Origin of the sequence: Streptomyces sp. NBC_00009, assembly GCF_045040855.1 — a bacterium.
GTDB lineage: Bacteria > Actinomycetota > Actinomycetes > Streptomycetales > Streptomycetaceae > Streptomyces > Streptomyces aureus.
Genome location: NZ_CP108312.1, coordinates 2,990,939 through 3,009,460 on the forward strand (window position 1 = coordinate 2,990,939; position 18,522 = coordinate 3,009,460).

Annotated in this window: 13 protein-coding genes and 1 pseudogene; 1 reads left to right on the forward strand and 13 read right to left on the reverse strand. The window is 65.3% G+C overall.

Annotated features, from left to right (window positions below; translation table 11 throughout):
- Positions 1-107: 107 nt before the first annotated feature.
- On the forward strand, positions 108-1,256 hold the full coding sequence (locus tag OHA58_RS13280; RefSeq protein ID WP_405478889.1) for a glycosyltransferase: 1,149 nt from the start codon (positions 108-110) through the stop codon (positions 1,254-1,256).
- Here the strand turns inward: OHA58_RS13280 and OHA58_RS13285 are convergent.
- The 13 genes and pseudogenes from OHA58_RS13285 to OHA58_RS13345 form a co-directional block, all read right to left on the reverse strand.
- Positions 1,232-2,152, reverse strand: coding sequence for a hypothetical protein (locus tag OHA58_RS13285; protein ID WP_405478890.1), 921 nt, complete (start codon positions 2,150-2,152; stop codon positions 1,232-1,234). The genes OHA58_RS13280 and OHA58_RS13285 overlap by 25 nt on opposite strands.
- On the reverse strand, positions 2,139-3,329 hold the full coding sequence (locus tag OHA58_RS13290; RefSeq protein ID WP_405478891.1) for an SMI1/KNR4 family protein: 1,191 nt from the start codon (positions 3,327-3,329) through the stop codon (positions 2,139-2,141). Before OHA58_RS13290 ends, OHA58_RS13285 begins: the two co-directional genes overlap by 14 nt.
- Positions 3,330-3,368: 39 nt before the next feature.
- Positions 3,369-3,563 (reverse strand): hypothetical protein, encoded by a 195-nt coding sequence (locus tag OHA58_RS13295; protein WP_405478892.1) that lies wholly within the window; start codon positions 3,561-3,563, stop codon positions 3,369-3,371.
- A gap of 116 nt (positions 3,564-3,679) precedes the next feature.
- The gene (locus OHA58_RS13300) at positions 3,680-4,900 is read right to left on the reverse strand and encodes an MFS transporter (protein ID WP_405478893.1); all 1,221 of its coding nucleotides are present in this window, start codon (positions 4,898-4,900) and stop codon (positions 3,680-3,682) included.
- A gap of 388 nt (positions 4,901-5,288) precedes the next feature.
- Positions 5,289-5,639, reverse strand: coding sequence for a hypothetical protein (locus tag OHA58_RS13305; RefSeq protein ID WP_405478894.1), 351 nt, complete (start codon positions 5,637-5,639; stop codon positions 5,289-5,291).
- Positions 5,640-6,099: 460 nt separating this feature from the next.
- The gene (locus OHA58_RS13310; protein ID WP_405478895.1) at positions 6,100-6,642 is read right to left on the reverse strand and encodes an SMI1/KNR4 family protein; all 543 of its coding nucleotides are present in this window, start codon (positions 6,640-6,642) and stop codon (positions 6,100-6,102) included.
- A gap of 25 nt (positions 6,643-6,667) precedes the next feature.
- Complete coding sequence (locus OHA58_RS13315; protein WP_405478896.1) at positions 6,668-7,096, reverse strand: hypothetical protein; 429 nt, start codon at positions 7,094-7,096, stop codon at positions 6,668-6,670.
- A gap of 859 nt (positions 7,097-7,955) precedes the next feature.
- Positions 7,956-8,333: pseudogene (locus tag OHA58_RS13320) on the reverse strand (RHS repeat-associated core domain-containing protein); the annotation flags it as partial.
- 350 nt (positions 8,334-8,683) lie between these two features.
- Positions 8,684-9,196: a hypothetical protein gene (locus OHA58_RS13325; protein WP_405478897.1), complete on the reverse strand. Its 513-nt coding sequence runs from the start codon at positions 9,194-9,196 to the stop codon at positions 8,684-8,686.
- Between the two features lie 111 nt (positions 9,197-9,307).
- The gene (locus tag OHA58_RS13330) at positions 9,308-9,988 is read right to left on the reverse strand and encodes a hypothetical protein (protein WP_405478898.1); all 681 of its coding nucleotides are present in this window, start codon (positions 9,986-9,988) and stop codon (positions 9,308-9,310) included.
- A gap of 57 nt (positions 9,989-10,045) precedes the next feature.
- Positions 10,046-10,555 carry a hypothetical protein gene (locus tag OHA58_RS13335; RefSeq protein WP_405478899.1) on the reverse strand — a complete coding sequence of 170 codons (510 nt, stop codon included), beginning with the start codon at positions 10,553-10,555 and terminating at the stop codon, positions 10,046-10,048.
- Positions 10,556-10,805: 250 nt separating this feature from the next.
- Positions 10,806-11,324: a hypothetical protein gene (locus OHA58_RS13340; RefSeq protein WP_405478900.1), complete on the reverse strand. Its 519-nt coding sequence runs from the start codon at positions 11,322-11,324 to the stop codon at positions 10,806-10,808.
- Positions 11,297-18,418, reverse strand: coding sequence for a DNRLRE domain-containing protein (locus OHA58_RS13345; RefSeq protein ID WP_405484950.1), 7,122 nt, complete (start codon positions 18,416-18,418; stop codon positions 11,297-11,299). Before OHA58_RS13345 ends, OHA58_RS13340 begins: the two co-directional genes overlap by 28 nt.
- Between the last annotated feature and the right edge of the window lie 104 nt (positions 18,419-18,522).

Below are 18,522 nucleotides of genomic sequence, written 5' to 3' on the forward strand. Positions count from 1 at the left end.
CCCCGCAGCCACCGGGGGAACGAAAACGTGTGACGGCGTGCCGCCGCACGGCCTGCGGGCCCCGTGCATAGGGTCGCCCGGTCCGATTCGCACGGAATGGTGATGCCGTGAAGCCGTCCATCTGCCTCTGCATGATCGTCAAGAACGAGTCCAGCGTCATCGAACGCTGCCTCGCCTCCGTCCGCGACCTGATCGACACCTGGGTCATCTCCGACACCGGCTCGACCGACGGAACCCAGAAGTTGATCCGTACGTCGCTCCAAGGCATTCCCGGCGAGCTCCACGAGGAGCCGTGGGTCAACTTCGGCCACAACCGGAGCCTGAACGTCGCTCACGCGCGCGGCAGGGCGGACTTTCTGCTCCTGCTCGACGCCGACCTGGTGATCCGGCGGGACGGCCCCCTGCCCCCGCTGACATCCGACTCGTACATGCTTCGGCACGAAGGTTCGACCGAGTACCGCATCAAGCGCCTGGTCCGGGGCGACCTCCCGTGGCGCTACGAGGGCGTCACCCACGAGTACCTCACCGCCGACCAGGATCACGAACAGGAGAACCTGGACGCGCTGGTCATCGAGGACTACGCCGACGGAGGCTCAAAGCACGACAAGTTCGAGCGCGACGCACGCCTGCTGAGCGCCGAACTCGAACGCGACCCCACCAACACCCGCACCGTCTTCTACCTCGCACAGACCATGCGCGACATGGGCCGCAAGGACGAGGCGATCGCCTTGTACGAACGCCGCGCGGAAATGGGCGGCTGGGGCGAAGAGGTGTACTTCGCGCTGCTGCAGGCCGGGGTCCTGAGGGCGGATTCCGGCAACTGGCCGGGCGCGATGGACGCGCTCTCGCGCGCCTGGGAGTCGCGTCCGGAGCGGCTCGAAGCCTGCTACGAACTGTCCGCGCGGCTGCGCACCATGGGGCGCTATCACTCCGCGCACGCGGTCGTCCGTTCCGTGCTCGACCGGGAGCCGCCGGACGACCTGCTGTTCATCCAGCCCTGGGTCTACCACTGGGGGCTGCTGTTCGAATTCTCGATCACTTCGTACTGGGTGGGCGACTTCGCCGCCTCGCTCGAAGCCTGCGACCGGCTGCTCGCGACGCCCAGCCTGCCTGACAGCTATCGCAAGCAGACGATCGCCAACCGCGAATTCGCCAAGAAGGGCCTGGCCTCGATTCCCGAGCCGACCGGCGAGGCCCCTTCGACGCGGCGGGCTTCGCAGCCGCGTCGGGCCTACTCCTCGTCCTCGTCCTCGTAACTCTGGAACCAGTGGGTGTCGTAATAGCGGGCGACCGAGTGCGGATGCGAGCGCTCGGTGAGCATGCGGAAGACGAACTCGGCTGCCGTGCCGTCGAAGCGGGTCCAGGTGTCGGGGATGTCCTCCGACGCCAGGACGGGCCAGCGGTCGGGGTCGTCGCCCTCGGTGAGCCAGTAGAACTGGTCCGCCTGCTCCGACGACCCCCACTCCAGCAGTCCGCCCGGGGCCGGGTAGATGCCGTACGGCTCCCACAGGCTCGTGCCCGAGCGGGCCGCGAACCCGGCCAGATACTCCGCGTGCTCCACGAAGTCCATGCCGGGGACGGCGGCCTCGGGCACGTAGAGGGTGAGGAAGCCGTCGAAGGCGCCGTTCCGGAAGATCTCCGCGAGCTGCTTGAAGTCCGTCGGCAGCCGGGTGCCGAGCCGTTCCTCCACCGCATCCCAGTCGACCGTACGGGCCTCACCGGCCCACCCGGTCACGGCTACGACCCGCTCCACCCACGTCGCGTCGGCGGGCAGCCCCTCCACGACGGGCGCGGCCCGCTCGGCGACGAGAACGACGTGCCGTATGTCGTCCCCCACCCGGACCGTCCCCGCCCCGATCCACTGGTCGGCATGCGCCCAGGCCCGCATGTCGATCACGTCGGTGCCGAAGGGCGCGAGCAGGGGCAGCCCGGTGGTCGCATCCACGGTGGGATCGGCGTAGCCGCGCACGGCGAGGCTTCGGGAGGACCCGTAACGGCTGCTGATCCCGTCGATCAGACCGGCGAGGTCGAGCTCATCGGTCGAGGCGAGGCACACGTGCCCGGCGCCATGCCCGTCCTCGCAGCACTCGTAGCGTTGCGCGCCGTGACCGACCAACCGCGATACGGCGTCGACGAGTTCATTCGGCTCCATGATGGTCTCCCACCGTTCCCGAATCCGGATCCTCATGACTCTCGTAGCTCGCGTTGCTCTCGTAGCGCTCGAACCAGTGCGTGTCGAAATAGCGGGCCGTGGAGAACGGGTAGCTGCGCTCGGTGAGCATGCGGAAGACGAACTCGGCGACGGTGCCGGGGAAGCGGGTCCAGGCGTCGTAGTCGTCGCCGCCGTCGGACGCGAGGACAGCCCAGCGGTCCGGGTCGTCGCCCTCGGCCAGCCAGTAGAACCGTTCCGCCTCCAAGGACGCCCCCCACTGGAGGACCCTGCCGAGGGGAGGATGGATGTCGTGCCGCACCGAGCATTCCCTGTCCTCGCACGAGGCGTACGCGAACAGATACTCGGCGTGCTCTGCGAAGTCCTCCCCTGGGAAGCGGCAGTCGGACCCGTAGAGCTTGAGATAGCCGTCGAAGGCTCCGTCCGGGAAGATCTCCGCGAGCTGCTTGTAGTCGCTGGGCAGCCGGGTGCCGAGCCGCTCCTCCACCGCATCCCAGTCGACCGTACGGGCCTCACCGGCCCACCCGGTCACCGCCACGACCCGCTCCACCCAGGACACGTCGGCCGGCAGCAGTTCCACTGCGGGCACGGCCCGCTCCGCGACGAGAACCACGCGCCGCGCGTCGTCCCCGGTGCGCACGGTCCCGGCACCGATCCACGAACTCCCCTGCGCCCAGGCCCGCATGTCGACGACATCCGCACCGAAGGGCACGAGCAGGGGCCGCCCGGTCGTCGCGTCCACCGTGGGGTCCGTGTACCCGCCCATGGCGAGGTTGCGCGAGGACCCGTAACGGCTGCTCAGCGCCTCGACGAGATCGGCGAGGGAGAGTTCCTCGGACTGGGCGAGGCACACATGTCCGGGGCCATGCCCGCCCTCGCGACACTCGAGCCGCCGTGCGCCGGGTACGACCAACTGGGCTACCGCGTCGACCAGTTCATCCAGCTTCATGAGCTTGCCCCGCCTCCTGCGCGCCCGCACCTGCCTGCCGTCTTCCTTGATCCCACGGATCTCCTGCCGGATGCGGAAGCCGATGTAGGCCCACGCGGGAAGCGCCACGCCGAGCGCCCCCAGCCGGTCGCTCATGCCCTCACCGGCCCCGAAGGTGATCGCCCCATTGACCGCCACCCAGACCATGGCGTATCCGAGCAGGCGGTTCACGGCGACTCCTCCGGTCCTCCTCGGGAAACCGGGCCGTTCCTACAGCACACCGCCCCCGGAACGCGAGCGGCCGGAACTTTCGGACATCTCCACTCGCGCGGCCACGCGCAGCGCGTCATCGAGCGCCTCGGCGAGCCGCGCGCTCGGAAACCGGAACTCCTCCACCGGCACGTCCGGCTCCGCCGGCATCTTGCGGGCGTGGCCGAGCAGTTCCTCACCCAGGTCGAGCTGCATGACCTCCACCTCTGGCAGTGAATGCGAGGACTGTCCCAATCCGCTTGCGAGAGGGGGCAGGTCGGACGGAAGTGGGGCGGGACGCTCCTCGCATCAGGGCGCCTGGGAGCCACGACCTAGTCCGTGGCGGCGGGTTCCGGCAGCACGTCCGGACGCGTACCGAGGTCGGCCGGCCGTCCTTCCTCCCGCCTGCCCAGCGCCGCCAGAGCCAGCGTCACGGTGACCGAACCGGACGCCATCAGCGTCATCGCTGAAGCAGATGAGGTGAGTTGGGCGAGCGTGCCCGCTAGGACGGCGCCAATACCCTGCAGGGCCGCCATGCCGGTGGCGTGTAGGCCGAGGGCCTGGCCCGCGAGGTCGTCGGGAGTGAGGGACAGCAGACGTTCCTGCAGGACCAGGCTCGCGGCGAAGCCGACGGAGGCGACGGTGACGGCCACCGCCGATAGCGCCACTCCCGGCCGCAGGACGAAGAACAGGTAGGGAGTCGCGAGGAGCAGTCGCAGCGGGGTCGCGAGACGCGGGCGCACCCCGGGCGGCACCAGGCGGCCCACCGCCATGTCACCCACCAACATGCCCAGCGCCCCGACCGCGTACAGCGTGCCGGCGGCTCCGGGAGCGTAGGAGACGTAGAGCGAATCGCTGCCGACGATCAGGCCGTTGGGGATCCACAGGCCCAGGTACGCCAGGCGGCGGGGGCGTGAGGACCACAGGAGGGCGTTGGTGCGCCAGGTCGCCGCGACGGACGGGCGGCCGGAGGAGCGCGGTGCCCGCGCCGTGAGGCCCAGACGGGTGACGAGGGCCGACATCACGTACAGCGCTGCCGCGAGGAGCAGGCAGGTCCGTGGGGACAGGAGCGCAAGCAGTACACCGCCCATCGCGAAACCGGCCATCTGCGTCAGGCCCCAGAGCATGTTGTACACCGAACGGCCAAGCACATAGCCGTCCTTCGGCAGGATCTCGTTGAGCAGCCCCCCGCGCACTCCCCCGCCCAGCGACGCGACCAACCCCTGCCCGAGTACGACGCCGAACACCGCCCAGACCGGCAGACCGGGCAGTGCAAGGACCGCCGTGCCGGCCGCGAAGGCGAGGGCGAGGCCGGACAGGACCGCGCGCGGGGGCAGGCGGTCGGAGCCCGAGAGCAGGAACGCACCCCCGAGCAACTGGGCCAGCTGCGGGCCGAACATGCTCACCGCCGACAGGAGCGGGGAGCCGGTGGCCCGGAAGACCAGCGTGGCCAGGGCCAGGCCGCCGATCGTCTGGGCGGCGGCGAAAGCGGCGAAGGAGAGCAGGAACGGGGAGAACTCCGGCGTGCGGAACAGGGTGCGGTAGCTGCGCATGCATCGAAGTCTGGGAGCGGACCGGGGGTCGTGTCACTGTTTCGCCGACACGCGACAGGTCGTACGTACGCGGCGGCGCATCCTCGAGGCCGACATGGTCGCGCGGACCACGCGGGCCGGATTGCTGGTGCTCCGCCGCAGGTGGGACCGAGGCCTGACGGAGTGGTGACCGGTGGCGCAGGCCCAGACCCGAGCTCACCGGTCCCCGCCCGCCCCGGCACTCTCCAAAGAATCTGAACCAAAGAACTCTCTCCCCTCCCCCGTCCTGAACTCCTCACCCGATGGGGTGAGTTGGTGGACAGGGGCCCCGGAGGTGTGGTTACGCTCAGCCACCACAACAACACAAAGCAACGGCCCCCGGCCGGGACGGCAATCCCGATCGAGGGCCTCACCACGACAGGAAGATAAGCGCTTCCATCATGGCTACCGCCAACCCTAACGCCGTGCCCTCCTCCGGCGTCATCCACATCCGCGTACGCCACACGGCAAACTTCACAGTCCTCACCAACCGCCTGCTCCAACGCAGCGGTTCAGCCATCACCGTCGGCGTCGCGGCGTACATCTTCTCGCTCCCCGACGGCGCCCCCATCACGATAAAAAGCCTCCGCGCGCACTTCGACGAGGGCGAGATCCTGATCGCACGGGCCTTACGCGAACTGGAGGCGGAGGGTTGGCTGGAGCGCAGGGTGCAGCGCACACCGGACGGCAGGGTGGTGACGCGCACGTACGTGTACGACACCCCGGGCGCCGCACCATCGATGCCGCTGCCCGCGCCCGCGCACCCACCCTCGCCCTCGCCGGACCGGCCCCCGCTACAGCCCCCGTCGCTCCGCACCCTGAAGCGAGCTCGATCCTCCGAGCCCTCCCGCACCACGACAGGCGCCTGGCCCTGTCGCCCAAGGAGGTCACGTCACTGGCCCCGGCGGTAACAGCCTGGCTGAACGCAGGGGCCAACCTGACGACGATCACGGAGGCCCTGACGACGTCACTCCCGGAGGGCCAACTGCACAGCCCGGCGGGCCTACTGACCCACCGCCTGAGGTCAGCCCCAGCCCCCAAGGCCCCGACGCCCCGCGCCAAACCGCACCCGTTCCAGGACTGCCCCAAATGCGACCGCCCGTTCCGCGCCCCGGAACCAGGCAAATGCCGAGACTGCCGCGCGGACGCAGCTGCGTAAGGTCACGTAGGGAACGGGCCGATCAGTCGATACGGTCGCTCAGGCCCAGTACCTCCGGAAAGTCGCTGGGGAAGTCCCCGGGCATGCCCGGCACGTCGATGGTGCCCCCGTACACGCCGGCCAGGAACTCGACGGCGCCGACCGGGAACTCGATCCAGTCGGCATTGTCCGTGCGGACGACCACCGGCCATGCGTCCGGGTCCGCGGGGCTCGTCCTCCAGTAGAAGGAGTCCCCCGAATTGGAATCCGCCCAGCCGATCAGGCCTCCCGGCTGCGGGAAGGGAACGTAGCCTTCGGTGTCGTCCATCTCGTACAGATCCTGAAGGATCTCGTCGTTCCTAGACGCAGACGCCCACGACACCTCGGCACCGGGCGTCGGAACGGACACCATGACGAAGTCATCGATGACCAGCACCGGGTATGCCTCGGCAAGGGACCGGTAGTCGGAGGGCAGCGCCGTCCCGAGGGCCGCCTCAAGGGCAGCCCAGTCGACGCTCCGGCCTCCGGGCATACGCCACTGCGTCATCGACGGAAGCGCGGCCTCCAGCTCTTCGACCCTCACCATCTATCCGAGCGCCAATCCGGGCTGTTCACCCAACCTGTTCCAACATGTCCATCAACTTTCGGTGAGTGGGGTGCCCCTCGAAGTCCGGGTACCTGCGAGCGATGTACTCCAAGGCCTCGCCGGAGAACCGGGATACACCGGTCAGGAACTCGGCAATGGAACAGTTTCCTGCCGTGGGATTCCAGGACCTTTCCACGGTCAAATATTCACCACTTGGAGTGAGATGAATCAGTACATCACTTTCCGTGAAGCTAATCGTGCCGGGATTGCCTTCCCGGATCGCCTGCACAGAATAGAGAAGGCAGAACACGAGGTCAAGGACCGGAATTCCCGGGAACCACTCGGAGTCGAAGCCGTCCACGGTCAAGTCAAAATCTACCCAAAAATACTCATACCGCATATCCATTTCACTGGCACGACCAGCCGCCAGCTTTTCACGCTGCTTGTCCGCCATTTCCCGCATCGACGCTGGAGCAAAAGTGACGTTAAACATTACTCTCCAATATGCGTCTTCTGAGATCGCCGCCGACCACCCACGCGAAACAACCCCGCCGCGGGCGGTCGGCGACTATACTACTCGGCGTGCATTACGGAATAGGATGAGCCGTTCTCAGGCTTCCGTCAGGATTGAGAACTACCCTGATCCCGTATCCCCTATTCGTACCCAGGCCCTGACTCTGCTTGTTGCTCAGAATGCCAACGCCGTCGGGACCCGTGTTGATCCTTCCCTTATAGATATACCCGTCGTTTCCGGGCGAGGCGTTGGGCTTGGCCGGGTTGTTCTTCACGACCTGCTGAACCCACTGCTGGACCTTCTTGCCCTTGCCGATGAAGGCACCCTTGTTTTCAGGGTTGTAGTCCTTGCCGCCGATGCGGTGCGTGTCCTGGACATGCTGCCAACCGTCGAAATCGTCGGTCTTCCAGGTGATGTCCGGGTTCTGGGCGCCGGGATCCGTCGACTTCGAGCCGGAACCGCTGCCACCCGACGAGCTTCCCGAGTCCGAATTGCGCAGCGTCGTAAGGTCGTTGCTGAGACCGATGGCGCCGTCGGCGACGGCACTTACTCCGACGGCGATCGTAGCGACACCGGCGACCGCGACACCGGCGCCGGCGACGCAAGCCGCGCCGAGCGTCTCGATGCCGCCAACGATGCAGAGTCCGACGCCGGCGGCTATCTCGTCGAGTCCGCCGCCGATCTCCATCGCTCCGCCGAGGATCTCCGCGGTGTGAAGCCCCGCGTCGACCAGCGTGTCGGCGTTGTCCCCGGCCCAGTCCAGACCGTCACCGACCGCGTCGCCGACGGCGTCACAGACGCCGAAGCACCAGTCGTGACCGTCGTACTCGACGCGGCTGGTCGGGTTGCCTCCGGCGAAGGCGTAGCGGTTGCTCGTGTACGGGTCGGCGCCCAGGCTCATGTCGGCGAGGGCGCCGTTGTACATGTCCCGGCTGGTGAAGCGGTTGAGACCCGGGTCGTAGCTGCGGAAGCCCATGTCGTACGTGCCGGACTGGGCGTCCCACCGCTTGGCGTTGTAGCGGTAGGGGTTGTACTCCTCCTTCGTGGGATCGGCCTGGTCGGGCTTGTCGGCACCCGTGAACTCCGACACGTCGTCCGAGCCGTAGGCCGTGTACCCGTAGGTGGCCTTGGTGTCGCCGCTCGAGTCGGTCAGAGTCTCGACGTCGGAGTGGCCGTCAGAGCGTGGCCACGCAACTCCGGAAATACGGCTTCCACGTCCACCGGCCGGGCAGGCGTCGTCCGCCACTCACATTGGCCCATTCCGCGACGTCACCTTCTCTCTTCGACGTAGCTGCGGGGAGGGACGGCGGGTCCGCTGCGCTCAGCAGTCATATCGCCTGCCGGCGAGCGCCAACAGGCCGCCGCGGAAACGGAATACAAAAGACGGTGCTGCCGGACACACGCCCGGCAGCATCGCCTTGATCCACTTCGCCGCAGCCAGCGGCCTATTCGCTGGAAGATCCCACAGTTACTGCAGGGTCGTCAACTGCCCCTGGCCACACCGGGATCGCGTGCTTGATTGAGAAATCATGCACCGGATTCGCGGCAAAGGTACAGAGAAATCCTGATGGGGGTGTCATCGGGATCGAGATGCTCGAGACCCAGGATCACGTGCACATCGGAGACCCTCCAGCAGTCATCCCACACGAATGCGAAGTAATCGCTGTCGAGCACCAGGTCTTCTGGCTCCACTGAGAACTTCTCGCTCATCAGCGAAGCAAGCCGACCTGCCAGCTCGCGGCAATCACGGATCTTTTCCTCGTACTCCCCGGTGACGTCGCTGACGTAATCGGGAGAGTCCCAATCGACCGGCCACTCCTGCAGTGTGACGCTGAGCACCACCAGGTCGTCGTAGTCTTCGATTCCCAGACGGAGCCCGTTCCGCGTCAAACGCTTCGGGTACGGCAGAGATACCGAGCCGGCAGGATCCCAGCCAGACAGGACGAGTTCAGAGGAAACCCGCTCCGCATCCCACGGAGGTTCGAACCGCGCAGCCAGCTCAATGAGCTGGAGAGGGTGATCCAAATCAATATCAGGCATCAACCTCTCCCTCCGAAAGGACGTGGCACCACCTGGGCTCGATTGAGGCCAAAGCACTGAGGTCCCATCGATCTGATCGACGGGACCTCAGTTGATTTTATTCGCGGGATCTCACTGAGTGAACGCCCTCAGGGCTGATGAGATCTGGCTGCCGTATTCGTCGCAGGTAGCCACCAGCTGGTGACCAACCGCAGAACCAAGCAGATCCTCGCTTGCTGAAACAGCAACGATGGCCGCATGGCAGGCACCCTCGATCTCAAGGTTCCTCGTGCCGAAATAGCCCAGCCCGTAGACGCGAAGGTTGTCTGCGACGCGAGCAAGGTAGCGCTCACGAAGCTCATCCCCCTCGACCACGGTGAGTGAGCCATCCATGTATGAGTCGAGGTATACGGCCATCTCTCGTGCAAGGCTGATGGCCCTATCGGTTTGAACCTCGCTCATCTCCCCCAAGGCTTCCCCAAGCATGAGCCAGCCGTTGATGGCCTCCAACTGGAAGCTCTCGGCGAATTCAGGCTCGATCTCGGACTCAAACAAGGGTGCGGAACAGAGCCCTGCGATTGCATGCCCAAGGTCCTCATTGACCTCGCCATCCAGTCGCCCGGCTCCCTCGCGGAGCATGGAAGCGAGAGCGGCAGGATCCACTCCCCACTCCACGGGCATCGCGATGTCGAGCAACGGTGCCTGCAATCTGCGCAGAGCAAGGTACGCGGCCTGGTGACGCTGCTGCCGAGTCATGGCGCGGATCTGGGCTGACAGCGTTTCGTCATCCCGCCAGTCCGGCTGATTCACCACGTCTGTCACTGAGGCCAAACCGGAAGGCGCGCGACACTAGGAGGTGGCACCCTCTCACTATCCGATCCGATCACCATCTCGATAGCCCTCAATGAGCCTGATCTGAAGGTCGATGGCCGTCATGCACTGATCGCTGTTCATCTCGTCTTCAATCGTGACGCGACCCGTGAGATGCGTCATCAATACGGCCTCATAGCAAGACGACTGAATTTCCATCACATCGTCAGCCGTAAGGGATCGAGGGGGCGCTTCAAAGAGTCGCACCAACGCCATCAAATACGGACCCACGGCCGGCCTGACCGAAACAATGGGGAGTTTGTCATAACGGCCCAAGAATTCCACAGCGAATTCAGAATCGGACTGCCAGCCCTCTGGGCTATCGCGACGCAACGCAAAAGCAGACTTGACGAGTTCCGCATGACTCGGCGGGAAGAAATCATCGAATGAGTGACCGAAGAGAGGGGGTGCGGCTTCAATGACATCCAATGCAAGGCTGCCCAACACCTCACTACTCATGCCCTCCAGGGCCGCTTCGTACGGTTCAACCCTCTGATCCCAAAGTTCCATCCCTTTCCCTTCCTCATAAGACCGCAGACGCAACCCCATCCCAAGGTTGCGTCTGCAGCAGATCTACCTACCGTTGCGAAGCGCCAGAAGACTGGCTATCTAGCTTGCTCTCACGGCAAAGGTGCAGAGAAACGCTGATGGGAGTGTCATCGAGGTCGAGATGCTCGAGACCTAGGGCCATAAGACACATTTCGGTCCCGAATAGATGAGGGGCCGCCAGTAGACTGGCGGCCCCTCACTGGCATTTCTTTTAGGAACCCAGCAACAACCTCGCCATCACCAGGACCGGTGTGTCGACGTCGTTGCTGGCGATTCCTACAGCGAGCGGAGAACCCGCAACGTTCCAGACAGAGCTTTCAACGAATTCGCTGTCGTCGAACTCGCCGCCCTCACCGACCGAAACCGAGGTTCTGCTCCGCAATACCTGCAGCAGCGACTCCTGGACTTCGTGGCAGAACGGCAGTTGCTCTTCGATGGCCGAGTCAATCGCCTCGGATCCGAGCTCATCGACATCTTCCGGCCATACCTCGGCGAAGATGAAGTCGATAGCCCATCCATCTCCCCAGGACGCGAGGTGAAGGACCACCCCACCTCCCTCCCAGCGCCTGCATGCGGGAGGAGCGACTGAGCCGGAAGGTGTCCAGCCGAGCTTCTGCATCACTGAATTCATCTCGGCGAGATTCCTCTTGAGATGACCTTCAGCGACATTGGCGATGATACTTTCTGCCACTATGCCCATTGCTACATGCCCTTTGCGCTGACGTGCCATACGGCGAGTGTACCGTTGGCCATCTCGTCAGGGAACCATTCCCGTAGAACCCCTCGGAAGAAGGCAGCTCCCTGCGGGCTGGAGACTGCGTACCTGACGCCCTTTCCGCCAAGCCCGGAATTCAGAGCGAGCAGCCTTCTGGCCTGGTCGACCGTGGTCGCCTCACTGAAGTAGTTGCTGGGGTGATACGGGCTTCCCTCCCATTGATACTCGTTCTGCGTCCACTTTGCCTCCACGATCCATCCATCCGTGGGCCCACCATCGACTTCGACTCGGCGACCACTGTCAATACCGCTGTTCAGTCGCCAAATCTGTTCATCGTCCTGGCCTGTCACGTGCTTCTGATACTGGAAGCTCACACGCGATTTGTTCTTTTCCGCGATGGACTTGCTCTTCAGGAACTTCGGAGCGTCAGAAGCCGCTTCGACGGCTTCGTCGGCCCACTTGGCACCCTTCAGCAGCTTTCCTGCACCAGGGAATACTGCTGCGGCAGCCATCGTGCACTGCATTGCCGACGGGTTGTTCTTGCACCCCTCGACATCGGCGACACCGGACAGTTCCTTGACGAAGTCCCACGGGTCCACCCAGTTCTCGAGGCCCGTGGAGCCGTCGTGGTACTGGACGTTGAACTCGAGCTTCTCCGGGTCGGGGATGATCGGGTCCCCGCCCCCCTGGTACTGCTGGCGTGCCTGGCAGCCGACGTCGCAGGATTCGTGGCCGTCCCGATCGGTGTTGTTGACCGGGTTGCCGCCGGCGAAGCCGTAACGGTTGCTGTTGGCAGCCCCGGCACCCAGGCTCATGTCGGCCGCGGCGCCGCTGTACGAGTCCCGGCTGATGAACCGGTTGTGCTCCGGGCTGTAGTCCCGGAAGCCCATGTCGTAGGTCTCCGACTGGGCGTTCCAGCGCTTGCCGTTGAAGCGGTAGGGGTTGGTCCCCTCGTCGTCCGGCGCCGTGATGCTGTCCTCGCCGGTCCATTCGTCCCTGACGTCCTGGCCATATGCGGTGTAGGCGTAGGTGGACGTGGGAGTGTTGGTGTACGAGGTGAACGTCTCGACGTCGCCGTGGCTGTTGTAGCCGTAGTAGCCGCTGTCGCCGGTCAAGTGGTTCAGCTGGGAAAGGCGTTCTCCTCCCAGGCCGAACTGGTAGGTGTCGGTGAGGGTTCCGTCGAGTTCCTCGCTGAACACCTCACTGTCGAGGCCCAGGTAGTTGTACTCGTAGGTGACGGCGTCGTTGACGCGCTTCTCGACCGTGCGGTCGAGCGCGTCGTAGCGGTAGGCGGTCGTGTTTGTCTTGGTGCCCGCCTTGCGGACCGTGCCGATGAGCCGGTCGAAGCCGTCGAAGGTGTTCGTCTCGACGGCGGCGCCACCGTTTTCGGTGACGGACTTCATCCGGCCGAAGGTGTCGTAGTCGTAGATGGCCGAGGAGTCGACCAGGTTCGAGGAGGAGCTCAGCCGGTTCTTGTTGTAGTAGAACTCGGTCAGATCCGACTTCTGGAGGAAGAGCTGCTTGGTGACGTTGGAGTTGTCGTCGTGCCAGTACTGCTCCGTCCGCGGCTTGTTGCCGGTCTTGTCCAACTCCTTGATCCGGTCGACCGGGTCGTAGGTGTAGTTGGTCACGGAGTTCCGGAGCCCGTCGCCGTCACCGCTCAGCAGCGACGCCGTGTCCTTGCTCTTGTTGCCGTTGGCGTCGTACTCGTAGCTGTGCGACGAGACCAGCGCGCCTGAGAGGTTCTTCTCGGTGCTGGTCTTGACGGCGCTGTTCGCGTAGTAGGTGTAATCGACGGTGTTGCTGTTGCCCTTGGTGAGGGTGGCGCGCTGACCGCGATCCGTGTACGTGAACTGCGTGATGTCCGGCTGAGGGTCGGTCGGTACCTGGCTGGCCGTGACCTTCTTGAGCAGGTTGCGCAGGTCGTACTCGTACTTCGAGCTCTGCTGGGGGTGGTCGACGGTGTCGAGCTGGCCGTTGGCGTCGTAGGTGTAGGAGGTGGTCTTCGCCACCTGACCGGTGAGCGCCTCCGTGACCTTGTCCACCTGGTTCAGACCGGTGTAGGTCATCGTGTACGGCACGCTCGTGGTGCTGCCGACCGTTTCACCGATCGTGAGCATGTTGCCGTTGAGGTCGTAGTCGTAGGCGTACGACCTGTCCGCGGACGGGTCTCCGACGGCGTCCGTGCGGCCCTTCAGAGAACCGTCCGGGTAGTGCGACCAGCCCATGGTCCGCGTGGACGTGCCGTTGTCACCGGTCAGCGTCCGCTTCTCCTGCTGACCGACGTTGTTGTAGTCGTAGGCCGTCTTGATGTTCCACGCGTCGGTGGAGGTCTTGATCCAGCCGTTGTCGAAGTAGGTGTAGTCGGTGTCGATGCGCGCCGGGTCACCCGCCGGCGGCAGCGACGTCTTCTTGACCCGGCCCACCTCGTCGTAGACCGTCTCGGTGTAGACGTCCGCCTTGTTGTACGTCCCGTCCGCCGGGTCGTACGGCTGGAACTGCTTGACCGGCCGGTTGAGCTTGTCGTACTCGGTGCGGGCCGCGAAGTCCACGTCCGTGCCGGTGGTGGCGGTGCCCCGAGGTGTCTCGACCTTGGTGGTGTTGCCCACCTGGTCGTACTGATAGCGGGTGGTGCGCACCGTGGTGCCGTCGTACGGCACCTTGACCTCGAAGGTCATGCCCCGCTCGTCGGGGACTGTCTGGGTCTTGTTCCCCTCCTGGTCGGTCGTCGCAACGACGATCGAGTCCTTGTCGTACTGCGTGGTGGTGAACTTGCCCGCCGCGTCGATCTGCTTGACCGGCCGGTGGTCGAAGTCGTACTCCGTCTTGCCGGTGTAGTCGGTGGTGTCGGCCGTCGCGTTCTTCTTCGGGTCGATCACCGTGACGGCATTGCCGACGTTGTCGTACTCGTAGGAGGACTTGTCGTTGTCGGCGTTAACCACCGACGTGAGCTGGTAGATCGTGTCGTAGTTGTTGGTGGTGACGTAGTCCGTGGCGTCCGCGGTGGTCGCCACGCCCTTCGGCTCGGTCGTCGTCCTGAGGTTGCCGACCTTGTCGTAGGTGTAGGCCGTCTTGCGGTCCGCGGTCTGGTTGTTCGCCGGTGCGGTCGCCGACGTCACCTGGTCCATCGCGTCGTACACGGCCTTCGAGACCGCGTTCGTCGGTGAAGTCGACTCGGTGGTGTTGTCGTTGGCGTCGTAGACCGGTGCCGGGGTGGTGATGTAGTCGCCCGCCGCCTGGTCCTTCGGCACCTTGCTCACCAGCGGACGGCCGAACGTGTCGTACGTCTGCGTGCTGGTCTTGTCCAGCGCGTCGGTGGTCGAGATGATCTGGCCGCGCTCGTCGTAGACGACCTTGGTGGCCTTGGCGTAGGGGTCGGTGACCGTCTTCGGAGCACCGACCGGGTCGAAGTCCGACGCCTGCGTCACGTTGCCGTTGGCGTCGGTGACCTTGATCTTCTGACCGTAGGTGTCGTACTCGTACGACGTGGTGTAGTCGCCGGCCGTGGCGGTAGCGACACCCTTGGGGTCGGTGCCCGTCTTCAGGTTGCCGAACGCGTCATAGCCGAACTGCCACTTGCGGCCCTCCGGAGAGGTCTGGGTGAACAGGTCTGCCGAGAAGCCGTCGAGCCGCGTCTGATACGTGTAGACCGTGGCGGCCGTGCCGTTCTTGTTGGCCTCCGCGTCCTTCATCGTCAGCGGATAGCCGGTCTTCTGGTCGTACGTGTACGTCGTCTGAGCGCCGTTCGCCTCCTTGATCAAGGTGACGTTGTTGTCGGCGTCCCACGCCATGTCCGTCGTCTGGCTCTTGGCGTTGGTGATCTTCACCCCGCGCCCGAAGTCGTCCAGGACATAGTCCGTGGCGTGCGCCTCGGGGTCCGTAACCTTGGTGTCGGTGAACTTGCTGTTCGTGGCGTTCGCCGCGTAGGCGAAGCCCGTCGAGTTGTTCAGCCGGTCACCGATGGTCTTGGTCCACCAGTGGTACTTCGGGTCGTCACCGGTCACCGGCGCGTAGTACGCGAGGTCGGTGTCGTTGCCACGCGGGTCCGTCGCCGTGACCAGCTTGACGTTCTTGTTGCCCTGCGTGGAGTCGTAGGTGAAGCCGAACACCTTGGGCTGCGAGGAGCCCGCGCCGTCCGTCAGCTTCGTCAGAAGCGCCTTGTCCGAGTACTCGAACGTCAGCTTGCGGCCCGAGATGTCCGTCATCGACTGGACGTGGTCGGCCACCTTCGGGAACGGCGCCGTCGTCTTGTCGAAGTACTCGACGGTCAGCGACTGCCGACCCGCCGGGTCGGTGATGTACTTCAGGAACTTGGTCGGCTTGCCACCTGACTTGCGCTCCTCGTACGTGTACGCCTGGGTGTTGCCGTTCTTGTCGACCGTCGACGTCAGATAGCCGTCGCAGCCGAACAGGAAACGGGTGCCGTCCGGACTCGTGAGCGTCCAGGCGTCCGGGACCGGATCCTTGTCCGGCGTGCAGGACAGGCCCGACTTCATCGTGACCTTGAAGTGGACGCCCGCCGGAGCCTTCCACGTGCCATCCGGCTGCTTGGCGAAGATGTGCGTGGTGCCGTCACCGTCCGGCAGACGGATCTCCGTCGGGTTCGGGTTAGGACGGAAGTCCAGCGGCGCGCCAAGACGGAGAGGACCAGCCACCTGCCCGGACCAGCCGGCGCCGAGCACAGTGTCGGAGGTGTCGAGCGAGTTGTAGGAGAACCGGGCGAAGGTATTGAGCCCGCGGCCCGGGTTGGTGAACGCGTTGTACGACCAGACGCTGTTGCCGGAGGCCAGGTTGTTCATGACCGTGGAACCGGCGCCGGTGTTCTTGCCGGAGTAGGAGTAGAACTTCTCCAGGCCCAGCGAGTTGGACGTCGGGTCCTCGACCGCCACGTTCTGCGTCAGGGACGGGATGCCGCCGGTGCCGGCCGACAGCCAGCTGCCGTCCGAGACCTTCTGCACGTCCCAGCCCAGGACGTAGTCCGTGCGCTTGTTGCCCGCGTCCGAGTTGATCGGTGTCTTGACCTGGGCGTGGACCGTCGCCGACTCCGCCGGGGCGAGCGTCGGGACGGCCGTCTTGAGCTGGTTGCCGCCGTTGGTGACGTCCGTGCCGTCGGGCAGCTTCCAGGTGTAGGAGAGCTGGCGCTCACCCGCGGCCCAGGTGCTGCCGGTGGTGTTGGTGACCGTCACGTCCACCGTGTAGGTGGAGTTGGGGGTCATGCGCTGCGGGGTCTGCGGCGCGTAGTAGGTGTTCTCCGACGTCGCGTCCACGTAGATCACGCGGAGCAGCGGGCCGAGCTGCTGGTCGGCGCCCTCGGAGGCCAGGAACAGGGTGCGCTCCTTCGGCCCGGTCGCCTCGTTGGCCAGCTTGACCATCGCGCCCTTGTTGCTGGACGGGGTCTTCACCCAGCCCTGCGTCATGGACGTGGCGTCCCACCAGTGCCGGCCGACCTCGGATACCTGCGCGACCGTGTCCGACACGGTCGAGCCGAAGTCACCGCCCGGCGCCGTCCACGGGGTGGTGGCGGTGGCGTTGTTCCAGGTCGCCGCGGTCTCCGCGAAGTCCTTGGTGAGACCGTGCAGTTCATAGATCGCACCGTTGGTGTCGGTGGTGGTCTCCGCGCCCCACATGTACAGCTTGGAGTTCAGCACGGTCGCCGTCGCCGGGATCGAGCTGGTGGGGAACTTCATGACCGCACGCGTGTTGCCGTACGTGCCCGAGTTGTTGCCGACGCTCAGCCAATTCTGCGGCGTGTACGAGAGGATCGTGTCCTCGTTGGTCGTCGGCTGCTGGGAGGAGAGGGTGGTGTCGGTGACGCCGCCCGCGGTGCCCTGGATCAGCTTCATCGTGCGGCCGGCCTTAGGCACACCGACGATGCGCGTGGGCGACCCGATGACCGAGCCGTCCTTCGTCTTCACCGCGATTTGGTAGTAGTACGAGCGGCCGATCTCGTCCGTGGACGAGTCGGGCGTCGGGGTCGCGGTGGTGTCGGTGTAGGCGGTCGCCGCCTTGTCGATCGGGGCCACCAGCGTGGCCGCGTTCGGCGTGAAGACCTGCTGCGTGGAGCGGTGCAGCTGGTACTCGACGATGTCCTGGTTGGTGTCACCGGTCGAGTTGGTGTACTTCGACCAGGACAGCTCCGGGCCCGTGTCATGCACCACGGTGGGCGAGTTGAGCGCCGAGCCGACCTTGCCGTAGGTGACGGTCAGGCGCGGGTACGAGGACGTCTCGCCGCCGTAGTCGCCGTCACCCGACTCGTAACGCGGGCCACCGGTCAGGGTGCCGGCCAGGGTGTCGTCCTTGGCCTGGATCACGAAACCGTAGTTGGCGGACGTGCCCGAGACCCACTTCTGCACGGTGTCCGTCACCGCGAAGTCGTGCCACTGGTTGTACTCGCCCGTGTCCTTCACGATCTGGGCGGGGTTCACCAGACGGATCGAGTCCGCGATGTTGCGGGTCGTGGAGCTGTTGGTGTCACCCAGGACGATCTTCCCCGTGTTGCCCTTGGAGAAGTAGAACTGGGTGCTGTTCACCGTCTTCCACGCGGCCGTGGTGCCGGACTGGTTGACCGTCCCGGTCCCGGTGCCGTCCCGGTGGTTGATCGTGTACGGGGCTGCCGTCGCCCCGTCCGTCGCGGGCGGGAAGTGCGCCTCCACCCGGTAGGACGCGGTCTCCTTCACCTGCGGCTGCCAGGTGTAGGTCTCGCCCGTCAGGGAGTTCTTGTTGTAGGCGAAGTCATCGTTCGTCGCCGCGCCGCCGGTGGTGGTGGCGCGAGGCCACTCACCCACGGCCGCCGTACCGGTGTCACCGTCGTCGATCTGGACGGTCGTGCCGGACAACTCACCGGACAACGTACTGGTGTTGGACCAGTTGGCGCCGCCTTCGGTCCACGGACCGGTCGCCCGGTGGACCTCCATGGTGACGTCGTTGGCGTTGGTGGTGTGCGTCTGGTCGTAGTACATGCTCAGACGCGCCGAGTCGAGCTGCGTCCCGGCCGGGATCTCGTCCAGCGGGAACTGAATCAGCGAACGCGCGATACCCGTGTCGGTCTTGCCGACCGACATCTTCCAGGTGTTGTTGAAATTCGCCGTCGGCTGGTCCGACAGAACCATCGTGTCCTGCGACTGCGTCGGAGTCGGCGTGATCGTGATCGTCGGGTCGATCGACACCGGATACTGCCGCTTGGACGACGCCAGCCACTTCGCATCCGGCGTGA

Bases quoted from the DNA above. Each gene is read 5' to 3' on its own strand.
- OHA58_RS13285 (WP_405478890.1), bottom strand. From the start codon at position 2,152: ATGGAGCCGAATGAACTCGTCGACGCCGTATCGCGGTTGGTCGGTCAC.
- OHA58_RS13295 (WP_405478892.1), bottom strand. From the start codon at position 3,563: ATGCAGCTCGACCTGGGTGAGGAACTGCTCGGCCACGCCCGCAAGATG.
- OHA58_RS13300 (WP_405478893.1), bottom strand. From the start codon at position 4,900: ATGCGCAGCTACCGCACCCTGTTCCGCACGCCGGAGTTCTCCCCGTTC.
- OHA58_RS13310 (WP_405478895.1), bottom strand. From the start codon at position 6,642: ATGGTGAGGGTCGAAGAGCTGGAGGCCGCGCTTCCGTCGATGACGCAG.
- OHA58_RS13315 (WP_405478896.1), bottom strand. From the start codon at position 7,096: ATGGCGGACAAGCAGCGTGAAAAGCTGGCGGCTGGTCGTGCCAGTGAA.
- OHA58_RS13325 (WP_405478897.1), bottom strand. From the start codon at position 9,196: ATGCCTGATATTGATTTGGATCACCCTCTCCAGCTCATTGAGCTGGCT.
- OHA58_RS13335 (WP_405478899.1), bottom strand. From the start codon at position 10,555: ATGGAACTTTGGGATCAGAGGGTTGAACCGTACGAAGCGGCCCTGGAG.
- OHA58_RS13340 (WP_405478900.1), bottom strand. From the start codon at position 11,324: ATGGCACGTCAGCGCAAAGGGCATGTAGCAATGGGCATAGTGGCAGAA.
- OHA58_RS13345 (WP_405484950.1), bottom strand. From the start codon at position 18,418: ATGGTTCTGTCGGACCAGCCGACGGCGAATTTCAACAACACCTGGAAG.